Origin of the sequence: Streptomyces sp. NPDC052016 (assembly GCF_044548445.1) — a bacterium.
Lineage (GTDB): Bacteria > Actinomycetota > Actinomycetes > Streptomycetales > Streptomycetaceae > Streptomyces.
In genome coordinates, this window is the sequence record NZ_JBIUBX010000017.1 from 181,406 (window position 1) to 191,893 (window position 10,488).

General features: G+C 70.9%; 10 protein-coding genes and 1 pseudogene. 5 read left to right on the top strand and 6 right to left on the bottom strand.

What is annotated here, in order from left to right:
* Positions 1–10: 10 nt before the first annotated feature.
* From thpD to ACIHAR_RS22425, 6 genes and pseudogenes are all read right to left on the bottom strand, one after another.
* On the bottom strand, positions 11–913 hold the full coding sequence (gene thpD / locus ACIHAR_RS22400) for an ectoine hydroxylase (protein WP_365462629.1): 903 nt from the start codon (positions 911–913) through the stop codon (positions 11–13).
* A gap of 7 nt (positions 914–920) precedes the next feature.
* Entirely contained in the window at positions 921–1,325 is a 405-nt protein-coding gene (locus ACIHAR_RS22405; protein WP_400021275.1) for an ectoine synthase, read from the bottom strand.
* Between the two features lie 111 nt (positions 1,326–1,436).
* On the bottom strand, positions 1,437–2,708 hold the full coding sequence (gene ectB, locus ACIHAR_RS22410) for a diaminobutyrate--2-oxoglutarate transaminase (RefSeq protein WP_400021277.1): 1,272 nt from the start codon (positions 2,706–2,708) through the stop codon (positions 1,437–1,439).
* Between the two features lie 39 nt (positions 2,709–2,747).
* Positions 2,748–3,257 carry a diaminobutyrate acetyltransferase gene (gene ectA / locus ACIHAR_RS22415; RefSeq protein WP_365462623.1) on the bottom strand — a complete coding sequence of 170 codons (510 nt, stop codon included), beginning with the start codon at positions 3,255–3,257 and terminating at the stop codon, positions 2,748–2,750.
* Between the two features lie 307 nt (positions 3,258–3,564).
* A pseudogene (locus tag ACIHAR_RS22420) lies at positions 3,565–4,075 on the bottom strand (DinB family protein).
* Positions 4,076–4,217: 142 nt separating this feature from the next.
* Positions 4,218–5,318, bottom strand: coding sequence for a pyridoxal-phosphate-dependent aminotransferase family protein (locus tag ACIHAR_RS22425; RefSeq protein ID WP_400021322.1), 1,101 nt, complete (start codon positions 5,316–5,318; stop codon positions 4,218–4,220).
* Between the two features lie 173 nt (positions 5,319–5,491).
* On the opposite strand from ACIHAR_RS22425, the gene ACIHAR_RS22430 reads away from it, so the two are divergent.
* The 5 genes from ACIHAR_RS22430 (at position 5,492) to ACIHAR_RS22450 (ending at position 10,170) form a co-directional block, all read left to right on the top strand.
* Positions 5,492–6,343: a transporter substrate-binding domain-containing protein gene (locus ACIHAR_RS22430; protein WP_400021280.1), complete on the top strand. Its 852-nt coding sequence runs from the start codon at positions 5,492–5,494 to the stop codon at positions 6,341–6,343.
* Positions 6,340–7,176, top strand: a complete 837-nt coding sequence (locus tag ACIHAR_RS22435; protein WP_400021282.1) for an amino acid ABC transporter permease — start codon at positions 6,340–6,342, stop codon at positions 7,174–7,176. Before ACIHAR_RS22430 ends, ACIHAR_RS22435 begins: the two co-directional genes overlap by 4 nt.
* Positions 7,173–7,964, top strand: coding sequence for an amino acid ABC transporter ATP-binding protein (locus ACIHAR_RS22440; protein ID WP_365462617.1), 792 nt, complete (start codon positions 7,173–7,175; stop codon positions 7,962–7,964). Before ACIHAR_RS22435 ends, ACIHAR_RS22440 begins: the two co-directional genes overlap by 4 nt.
* A gap of 22 nt (positions 7,965–7,986) precedes the next feature.
* Positions 7,987–9,078 (top strand): amidohydrolase family protein, encoded by a 1,092-nt coding sequence (locus ACIHAR_RS22445; protein WP_400021284.1) that lies wholly within the window; start codon positions 7,987–7,989, stop codon positions 9,076–9,078.
* 180 nt (positions 9,079–9,258) lie between these two features.
* Positions 9,259–10,170: an SCO1860 family LAETG-anchored protein gene (locus tag ACIHAR_RS22450; RefSeq protein WP_400021286.1), complete on the top strand. Its 912-nt coding sequence runs from the start codon at positions 9,259–9,261 to the stop codon at positions 10,168–10,170.
* The last annotated feature ends 318 nt before the right edge of the window (positions 10,171–10,488 follow it).

Here is a 10,488-nt window from a genome sequence, read left to right on the forward strand (position 1 = left end):
GGGAGGGCGTCTACCGCACCGGCGTGAAGTCCCGCGCCCCGATGAACTCCGGCCTGCGCACCGGCGCCGCGAACGGCTCCACGGCCGCGTTCTCCACGCTGTTGAACACGATGAAGACGTTGCTGCGCGGGAACGGCGTGATGTTGTCGCCGGACCCGTGCATGCAGTTGCAGTCGAACCAGGTCGCCGAACCGGCGCGGCCCGTGAACAGCCTGATGCCGTACGCGGAGGCCATCTCGGTCAGCGCCTCGTCGGAGGGCGTGCCCGCGTCCTGCATCTGCAGCGACTTCTTGTAGTTGTCCTTCGGCGTGGCGCCGGCGCAGCCGAGGAACGTCTTGTGCGAGCCCGGCATGATCATCAGGCCGCCGTTGGTGTCGTGGTTCTCGGTCAGCGCGATCGAGACGGACACCGTCCGCATCCGCGGCAGACCGTCCTCGGCGTGCCAGGTCTCGAAGTCCGAGTGCCAGTAGAAACCACTGGCGCCGAAGCCCGGCTTGACGTTGATCCGCGACTGGTGGACGTACACGTCGGAGCCGAGGATCTGGCGGGCCCGGCCGACGACCCGCTCGTCGCGCACGAGGGCGGCGAACACCTCGCTGATGCGGTGCACCTCGAAGACGGACCGGATCTCCTTCGACTTCGGCTCCACGACGGACCGTTCGTCCGCCCGGATCGCCGGGTCGGTCACCAGACGGTCGAGCTCCTGCCGGTAGACGGCGACCTCGTCGTCGGTGAGGAGCTGGTCGACGGTGACGAAGCCGTCCCGCTCGAACGACTGGAGGTCCAGCGGGACGAACGGGCCGGGCGCGTCGGGGGCGCCCCAGACGACCGGGTCCTGGCGGGGGACGGTCACCTCGGCGGTGCCGCGGCTGGGGTAGAGATCGGTGACCGTGGTGTCGTCGACGGTGGTCATGGTGATGTCACACCTCGTCGGGCTCGGTGAGCAGCGGGTAGACGCCGTTCTCGTCGTGGTCCTCCCGGCCGGTGACGGGCGGGTTGAACACGCAGAGGCAGCGGAAGTCCTCCTTGACGCGCAGCGTGTGCCGCTCGTGCCCGTCGAGGAGGTACATGGTCCCGGGCGTGACGGTGTACGTCCGCCCGGTCTCGTGGTCGGTGAGTTCGGCCTCGCCCTCGACGCAGACGACGGCCTCGACGTGGTTCGCGTACCACATCGACGTCTCGGTGCCCGCGTAGAGGATCGTCTCGTGGAGGGAGAAGCCGACCCTCTCCCTGGCCAGGACGATGCGTTTGCTCTCCCAGGTGCCGGACGCCGCCTTCACATGCCGGTCGGTGCCTTCGATGTCCTTGAACGAACGGACGATCACGGTGGTGTACTTCCTCCTGACGGGACGGTCCGACGGGACGGTCCGACGGGACCGTCCGTGGAAACGGTCTGCTGCAGTGGTCTGCCGGGACGTCCGGACGGGACGGTCCGGCTAGGCGGTCTCGCGGACCGCGCGGGCGAGGACGCTGAGGCCCTCGTCCAGCTCCTCGGGGGTGATGGTGAGGGCCGGCAGCAGCTTGACGACCTCGCTCTCGGGCCCGGACGTCTCGACCAGCAGCCCCAGTTCGAACGCGCGCCGCGCCACCCGCTCGGCCCGCGCCTTGTCGTGGAACTCCAGGCCCCACACCAGGCCGCGGCCCCGGTACTCCTTGACGTCGGCGAGGTTCTCCTCGGTGATCGAGACCAGCGCCTGCTCGACCTGCTCGCCGCGCGTGCGGGTCTGCTTCTCCATGGCCGAGCCGTCGGCCCAGTACGTCTCGAGCGCCGCGGTGGCCGTGACGAAGGCCGGGTTGTTGCCCCGGAAGGTGCCGTTGTGCTCACCCGGCTCCCACACGTCCAGCTCGGGCTTGAACAGGCACAGAGACATGGGGAGCCCGTAGCCGCTGATGGACTTGGACACGGTGACGATGTCGGGGACGATCCCGGCCTCCTCGAAGGAGAAGAACGCCCCGGTACGGCCGCAGCCCATCTGGATGTCGTCGACGATCAGCAGCATGTCCTGGCGCTCGCACAGGTCGGCGAGCGCCCGCAGCCACTCCGGGCGGGCGACGTTGATGCCGCCCTCGCCCTGCACGGTCTCGACGATCACCGCGGCGGGCTTGTTCAGCCCGGAGCCCTGGTCCTCGAGCAGCCGCTCGAACCAGAGGAAGTCGGGGACCGTGCCGTCGAAGTAATTGTCGAACGGCATGGGCGTGCCGTGCACCAGCGGGATGCCCGCCCCGGCCCGCTTGAAGGCGTTGCCGGTGACGGCGAGCGAGCCGAGCGACATCCCGTGGAAGGCGTTGGTGAACGACACGATCGCCTCGCGCCCCTTCACCTTCCGCGCCAGCTTCAGCGCGGACTCCACGGCGTTGGTGCCGGTCGGCCCCGGGAACATGACCTTGTACGGCAGGTCGCGCGGCCGCAGCACCAGGTCCTGGAACGTCTGCAGGAAGGACCGCTTGGCGACGGTGGACATGTCGAGCCCGTGGGTGACGCCGTCGCGCATCAGATAGTCGATCAGCGCCCGTTTCAGAACGGGATTGTTGTGGCCGTAGTTGAGTGACCCCGCGCCGGCGAAGAAGTCGAGGTACTGATGGCCGTCCTCGTCCTGCATACGGCTGCCCTGGGCGCGGTCGAAGACGACGGGCCAGCCACGGCAGTAGCTGCGCACCTCGGACTCCACGGTCTCGAAGACGCTGAGGTCGGGCTGGGTGATGGTCACGGCGAAACGCTCCTCGGTGTGACGGTGTGGGGGGTGGGGTCAGGCAGAGGTCAACGGGCCGATGCGGTAAAGGACTTCGGGGTCGTGCGGGCCGTCGGGGAACAGGCCCGCGCCGAACAGCACCTCGCGGGAGAGGGCCGCCCCGTGCCGGGCGGCGTAGGAGGTGAACAGCCGCTCCGAGGCGGTGTTGCCCGGGGTGATGGTGGTCTCCACGGTGGTGACCGGGCGCTCGGCGGCGAGCCGTGCGGTCAGCCCGTCGAGCAGCGCGGCGGCGAGGCCCCGGCCGCGGTACGCGGCGTCGACCGCCACCTGCCACACCAGCAGGGTGTGCGGGTCCTCCGGGCGGACGTAGCCGGTGACGAACCCGACGACCCGCCCGTCCTCCGCGCGCGCCACCGCCGAGGTGCCGGCGAAGTCACGGCACCACAGCAGATAGCTGTAGGAGGAGTTCAGGTCGAGTTTTCCGGATTCCTTGGCGATACGCCAGAGCGCGGCCCCGTCGGCCACCGAGGGGCGGTCGATCTGCAGGTCTGCTTGTGTGGCAGTCATGCGGATTGAATTTACCGAGGGAAATCAAAAAATGCATGGGGCGTGGGGGTTACGGCGAGGCCGTTCCTGTGTTATCCGCGCGGGCGGGTGCCGGGTGCGAGAGTTGGGTGATATGCGTGGATTCACCCGGTGGAAAAGCCGCAGAACGGACAACGTGTGGAACGTGTCACACGGCGGAAACCCTCACGGAATCTGCCTGAAGCGCACCGCCGGACGTTCGCGAAATCTTTGCGTTTAGCGCCGGGGAAAGCGGGCAGAAGAGCAATGGAAAACCACCCGTAGGAATTGCCCGTGAATTACTCCGAATTCAGGCTCCGGTAACCCCGTCGATACGCCCCCGGAGAATGTCCGCGTGGCCGTTGTGTCGCGCGTACCCCTCGATGAGATGAATGAGCACCCACCGCAGACTGACCTCCAGCCCGGCCATCGGACCCCCGGCGATCCGCCCGGTGTCCTCGAGCGACCGCCGGGCGGTCAGCTCACGCCCGCGCGATCTCGCGGCGCCGGACGGCCAGCGCCTCGTCGAGTCCCCTGGCCGGCCTCCAGGGCGTATCCGGTCCCGTCCTCGTACACGGGCGGTTCGTCGAGGCCGGCGAACACCCGCTGGGACCAGTTCCGTTCGACCTCGGCCAGGTGCTGGACCAGGCCGAGCAGGGTGAGCGAGGACGGCTCGGCCGACGTCCGCCGGACCTGTGCGTCGTCCAGACCGGCGCACTTCAGCTCCAGGGTGGCGCGGTGGAAGTCGAGCCAGCTCTCGAGCATGGCCCGCTCGTCGCCCGTCATCAGGGGTGGGGCCGGCCGTCGGGAAGAGTGTTCATGCCCGGAGCATCGCAGGACCCACCGACGACGGCGCCGAGTCCGCCCGGCGCCGCCCGCTCCGACCGCCCGGGACACGACCTGGCGCCGGGCCGCTCAGCGCCGGGCCGCTCAGCGCGCCCGGGGCACCCAGCGCCGGGGCACTCAGCGCCAGGCCGTGTCCGCGGCGCGCAGCGCGCCCGGCAGGTCGACGTCCCGTCCCTGTCCCGCGAGGGCCGTGCCCAGGGCCGTCAGGCTGGCGCGGACCGCGCCGGGGGTGGCGTCGGCGCCGTAGTGGTTGACCCGGATCATCTCCTTGGCCAGCGCGCCCCCACCCGCGGCCAGCGGCAGCGCCGGGTCGCTCGCCAGGGCCCGTGCCACCAGCTCCGAGGCCACGACGTCCGACGGGGAGCGCAGGGTCGTGGCGACCGGCGCCGCCTCCGCCGCGTCGTGCACGTACGGCTCCAGGCCGCCGCCCAGGGCCAGCGCCCCCGCGCGGGTCGCCGCGGCGGCGGACGCGTGCCGGGCCATCACGTTCGCCAGGCCCTCCGCCTCGATCCGCTCCACGCAGGCCTCCAGCGCCAGCATCTCGAGCTGCGCCGGCGCGTGCAGCAGCGCCTTGCGGCCGCCGTCGACCCACCGCTCCTTCCAGTCGAGGAGGGAGAGGTAGGAACGGCGCGGCGCCCGCGGGTTCGCCGCCATCCGCGCCCACGCGCGCTCGCTCACCGAGACCGCCGACACACCCGCCGGACCGCCCATCGCCTTCTGCGCCCCGATCACGCACAGGTCCACGCCCCAGGCGTCCGGCAGTACCGGCTCGGCCCCCACCGAGGCGACCGCGTCCAGGTAGAGGAGGGCGCCGTGCTCCTTCACCACCTCGCCGATCTCCGCCACCGGGTTGGTGTTGCCGGTGGCCGCCTCCGCGTGCACCAGGGACACGAAGTCGATCTCCGGGTGCTCGGTGAACGCCTCCCGGATCCGCTCCGCGCCGACCGCCGTGTGGAAGGGCACCGCCAGGTCGATCACCGTGGCGCCGCAGTCCCGCAGCCAGTCGCCGAAGGTCTGCCCGTACGGACCGGTGATGACGTTGAGGGCCGTCGTGCCCGGACCGGCCGTGCCGCGGATCGCGCCCTCCAGCGGCAGCAGCGCCTCACCCTGCATGATCACGACGTCCTGCCGGGTGCTCAGCAGGCGCGCCACCCGGTCCTCGATCGACGCGAAGCGGGCGGCACTCAGCGGGGTCAGGTCAAGGAACGGGTGGGTCACGGCGGTGCTCTCTTCACTCACGGGGTAGAGGTGACGAGAGTAACCGGCGCCAACCCGCCCTTCCGACCGGCGACTTCTTAGGCCGCGAGCCCCTGCGACCATCGGTTTGTTTTGAGTGCCTCAAACCTCTCCTTATAATCGGAACTCTCAGCTCCCTTACAGGAAGGCCCGCCGTGAACACGATCCCCGGCCGCAGGACCCGCATCCTGGCCGCCATCACCGCGACGGCAGGGATGATGCTCGCGGCTGCCTGCACCTCCACCGACGACGGCGGCAGCGGCTCGAAGACCGCCGCCGGCGGTGTCGAGCTCGTCAAGGCCGGACAGCTCACCACCTGCACCCACCTGCCGTACCCGCCCTTCCAGTCGGAGATCGACGGCAAGGTTCAGGGCTTCGACGTCTCCCTCGTCGACCTCGTCGCCGAGGACCTGGGCGTGAAGCAGGAGATCCTCGACACGCCCTTCGAGAACTTCAAGACGGGCGCCTTCCTCAACTCCGGCGAGTGCGACCTGGCCGCCGCCGGTATGACCATCACCGAGGAGCGGAAGAAGAACGTCGACTTCTCCGCCCCGTACTTCGACGCCACCCAGGCCGTCCTGGTCGACAAGAAGGCCGGCGTGACCTCCCTCGCCGACGTGAAGTCCAAGAACGTCAAGCTCGGCGCCCAGGCGCAGACCACCGGTGAGGACTACGTCAAGAAGCAGGGCTTCGACCCGGTCTCCTTCGAGTCCTCCGACGCCGTCCTCAACGGTCTGCGCACCGGCCAGGTCAAGGCCGTCGTCATCGACTACCCGGTCGTCCAGGGCTGGCTGAAGGACAAGGCCACCGCCGACTCCTTCGAGGTCGTCGACAACCTGAACACCGGCGAGCAGTACGGCTTCACGGTGAAGAAGGGCAACAGCGAGCTCGTCCAGGCCATCAACAAGGCCCTCGCCGACGCCAAGGCCGACGGCACGTACAAGAAGCTGTACGAGCAGTGGATCGGCCCGTACGACGCGGCCGCGGCCTCCCCGTCCGCCTCATGAGTGAGGACACCGAGCTCGCGTCGGTTCCGCGCCGCAAGGGCCTGAGCCGGCGCCAGAAGCGCGGCGTCTCGCGCGGCGTCCAGTACGCCGTCTTCGTCGCCGCCGTGATCGCCTTCGCGGTCTCGGCGGACTGGGACCGGCTGCAGAACCAGTTCGCGCAGGCCGAGATCGCCGAGCAGATGTTCCCGGACGTCATCACGCTGGCGCTGAAGAACACCGTGCTCTACACGGTGTCCGGCTTCGCCGTCGGACTGGCCCTCGGCATGGTCATCGCGCTGATGCGGCTGTCCTCGGTGGGGCCCTACCGCTGGCTCGCCGGGATCTACATCGAGATCTTCCGCGGCCTGCCCGCCCTGCTGATCTTCATCTTCATCGGGGTCGCCGTCCCGCTGGCCTTCCCGGGCACGGAGATCATCGGCGGCACGTACGGCAAGGTCGCCCTGGCGCTGGGCCTGGTGGCGGCCGCGTACATGGCGGAGACGATCCGCGCGGGCATCCAGGCGGTCCCCAGGGGCCAGATGGAAGCGGCCCGCTCCCTGGGCTTCTCACCGGCCCGGGCCATGATCTCGATCATCATCCCGCAGGCCTTCCGCATCATCCTCCCGCCGCTCACCAACGAGCTCGTCCTGCTCTTCAAGGACTCCTCCCTGGTGCTGTTCCTCGGCGTCACCCTGGAGGAGCGCGAACTGTCCAAGTACGGCCGCGACCTGGCCAGTACGACCGCCAACTCCACGCCGATCCTCGTCGCCGGCCTGTGCTACCTGCTGGTCACGATCCCGCTCGGCTTCGTCGTACGCCGCATGGAGGCCAAGGCACAGGAGGCCGTGAAATGAGCCGACCCGAGATCGACGTACGCGGCCTCCACAAGTCGTTCGGCGACAACGAGGTCCTGCGCGGCATCGACCTACAGATCGGGCAGGGCGAGGTCGTCTGCGTCATCGGCCCGTCCGGATCGGGCAAGTCGACACTGCTCAGGTGCGTGAACCTCCTGGAGGAACCCACCAAGGGCCAGGTCTTCGTGGGCGGCACCGAGCTGACCGACCCCGACGTCGACATCGATGCCGCCCGCCGCCGCATCGGCATGGTCTTCCAGCAGTTCAACCTCTTCCCGCACCTCACCGTGACCGAGAACCTGACCCTGCCGCAGCGCCGGGTGCTCCGGCGCGACAAGGGGCAGGCGGCGAAGGTGGCCGCGGAGAACCTGGAGCGGGTGGGCCTGTCCGAGAAGGCCGACGCCTACCCGTCCTCCCTCTCCGGCGGCCAGCAGCAGCGCGTCGCCATCGCCCGCGCGCTCGCGATGGGACCCGAGGTCATGCTGTTCGACGAGCCGACGTCGGCACTGGACCCGGAGCTGGTGGGCGACGTCCTCGCCGTCATGCGGATGCTCGCGCAGGACGGCATGACGATGATGGTCGTCACCCACGAGATGACCTTCGCCCGCGAGGTCGCCGACCGTGTCGTCTTCATGGACGGCGGCGTGATCGTCGAGGACGGCACGCCCGAACAGGTCATCGGCAACCCGCGCCACGAGCGCACCCGCCACTTCCTCTCCCGCCTCCTCGACCCCGCGATGGCGGAGGTGGAGGAGGAGACGTCCGACCAGGTGGGCAAGCCCGAGTGACCGGATGACTAGGGTGCAGTGCATGAGCGATGAGCCGGTGCTGCACGTGAAGGGCCGGGTCCTGGCCGGACCCGGCGACGTCCGCGACGAGCTGTGGATCGTCGGCGGCAGGATCTCCTACGACCGCCCGGTCGGCGCCCGCGACGTCCGCAGGGTGGAGGGCTGGGCGCTGCCCGGCCTGGTGGACGCGCACTGCCACGTCGGCCTGGGCCCCCACGGGCCGGTAGACCGGGACGTGGCGGAGCGGCAGGCGATGACCGACCGGGACGCCGGGACGCTGCTCGTCCGCGACGCGGGTTCCCCCTCCGACACCCGCTGGATCGACGACCGCGAGGACCTCCCGAAGATCATCCGGGCCGGCCGGCACATCGCCCGCACCCGCCGCTACATCCGCGGCTACGCCCACGAGGTCGAACCGGAGGACCTCGTCGCCTACGTCGCCCGGGAGGCCCGGCGCGGCGACGGCTGGGTGAAGCTGGTCGGCGACTGGATCGACCGCGAGGTGGGCGACCTGTCGGCCTGCTGGCCGCGCGAGGCCGTCGGAGCGGCGATCGAGGAGGCCCACCGCCTGGGCGCGAGGGTCACGGCCCACTGCTTCTCCGAGGACTCCCTGCAGGACCTCGTGGAATCGGGCATCGACTGCATCGAACACGCCACGGGCCTCACGGACGACCTGATCCCCCTCTTCGCCGCCCGCCGCGTCGCGATCGTCCCGACCCTGGTCAACATCGCGACGTTCCCCAAACTGGCCGCCGGCGGCGAGACCAGGTACCCCACCTGGGCGACCCACATGCGCCGCCTCCACGCCCGCCGCTACGACACCGTCCGCAACGCCTACGACGCCGGCATCCCGGTCTACGTCGGCACGGACGCGGGCGGCACCCTGCCGCACGGCCTGGTCGCGGAGGAGGTGGCGGAACTCGTCACGGCCGGCATCCCCCCGATCGACGCCCTCTCGGCGACGACCTGGTCCGCCCGAAAGTGGCTCGGCCGCCCCGGCCTGGAGGAGGGCGCGGCGGCGGACCTGGTGGTGTACGAACGGGACCCCCGCACGGACGTACGCGTGCTGGCCGCGCCGTCGCGGGTGGTGACGAACGGGCGGGTCGTGGCCTGAGGAGGCGGCCGTCGTGATTCCCGGCCGGGGGAGGGCGAGCTCCACGGCGTGAACGGCGACTCGAATGCGTGCACGGGTGCGCCCCGATCGTGTGAACCGGGACGGGAACGCTGTCGAACGACCGGTGGTGCGACATCCTTTCGAGGTCCCGAGCTCGTTCTCCCTGGGGGTCCCACCACCTTGAACGGCAACAACTTCCGCATGCCCGCACGCCGTTGCGCCACCGCAGTGGCGGCCACGGCGTTGGCCGCCGGTCCCGTCGCCCTGGCCGGCGCGCACTCCGCTCACGCGACCGACGAGGGCCACGCAAGCGCCGTCGTGCTGCGCACCGGCCTCGACGTGGCCCTGCTCGACAAGACCGTCCACGTACCCCTCGCCGCCACCCTCAACGAGGTGCAGGCGCCGCACAGTGCGCGGAGGACGGCACTGAGCGTCGAGGTGGAGGGGGTCGACGGCGACCGTCCGGTCGACGTGCTGCGCGCGGACGTGGCCGAGGCACGGGCGACGGTGCGGGAGGGCAAGGCCGAGGCCTCCACCCGGCTCGCCCAGGCCAGGCTGCACGTCCCCGGCCTGCCCCTGCTGTCGCTCGTCGAGGTCGAGGGCGTCTCCTCGAAGGCCGTCTGCGAGACCGGGAAGACACCGGTCGCCGCGTCCCGGGTGATCGGCTCGGTGACGGTCCTCGGCAAAAGGGTGTCGGTGTCCGCCGGCGGGCCGACCGACGTGAAGGTCCCCGGGGTGGGCGAGGTGCGCCTCGACCTGTCGAAGCGGGAGACGACCTCCCGCACGGCCGCGGCCACCGCCCTCGAACTCACCGTCTCCGTCGACCCGCTGAAGCTGAACGTCGCGGAGGTCACCGGCACGGTGACGCTGGCGCGGGCGACGTGCGAGACGCCCGCGGCGCGGGAGGCGTCCGCAGGGCCGACCCCGTCGGACGCCGCACCGGCCGCCGACATCAAGGCCCAGGGCGCACCCGCCGGCTCCGACCTCGCGGCGACGGGCGGCAGCTCGGCGACCCCGTACGTCGTGGGCGGCGCGGTCGCCCTGCTGGTACTGGGCGGAGGAGCGGTGACGCTGGCGCGGCGACGAAGCTGAGACCGGCCCCGCCGCCAGGGACTCCGCCCCGAGCCCTTGACTTCGTCGCGGCCTTTGCCCACCCACCACCCCGACTCGGTGAGCCGAGAGGTGAACGCCCCGCGCTACGGCCGCCGCTGGTCCCATCGGGTCGGGTGGTGCCGGCGTGGTGCAGGGGGTGAGGGGTCGTGCCCCTTGACCCAGCCAGGGGCCCCGGGCCGGGGGCGCGGCCTTTGCCCACCCACCATCCGACTCGTGGGCCGAGAAGACGACGCCCGGGGCTGCGGCCGCCGCTGGTCCCATCGGGTCGGGTGGTGCCGGCGTGGTGCAGGGGGTGAG

Coding starts and splice junctions, on each gene's coding strand:
- thpD (WP_365462629.1), bottom strand. CDS start 913: ATGACCACCGTCGACGACACCACGGTCACCGATCTCTACCCCAGCCGC.
- ectA (WP_365462623.1), bottom strand. CDS start 3,257: ATGACTGCCACACAAGCAGACCTGCAGATCGACCGCCCCTCGGTGGCC.
- ACIHAR_RS22445 (WP_400021284.1), top strand. CDS start 7,987: ATGAGCGATGAGCCGGTGCTGCACGTGAAGGGCCGGGTCCTGGCCGGA.
- ACIHAR_RS22435 (WP_400021282.1), top strand. CDS start 6,340: ATGAGTGAGGACACCGAGCTCGCGTCGGTTCCGCGCCGCAAGGGCCTG.
- ACIHAR_RS22440 (WP_365462617.1), top strand. CDS start 7,173: ATGAGCCGACCCGAGATCGACGTACGCGGCCTCCACAAGTCGTTCGGC.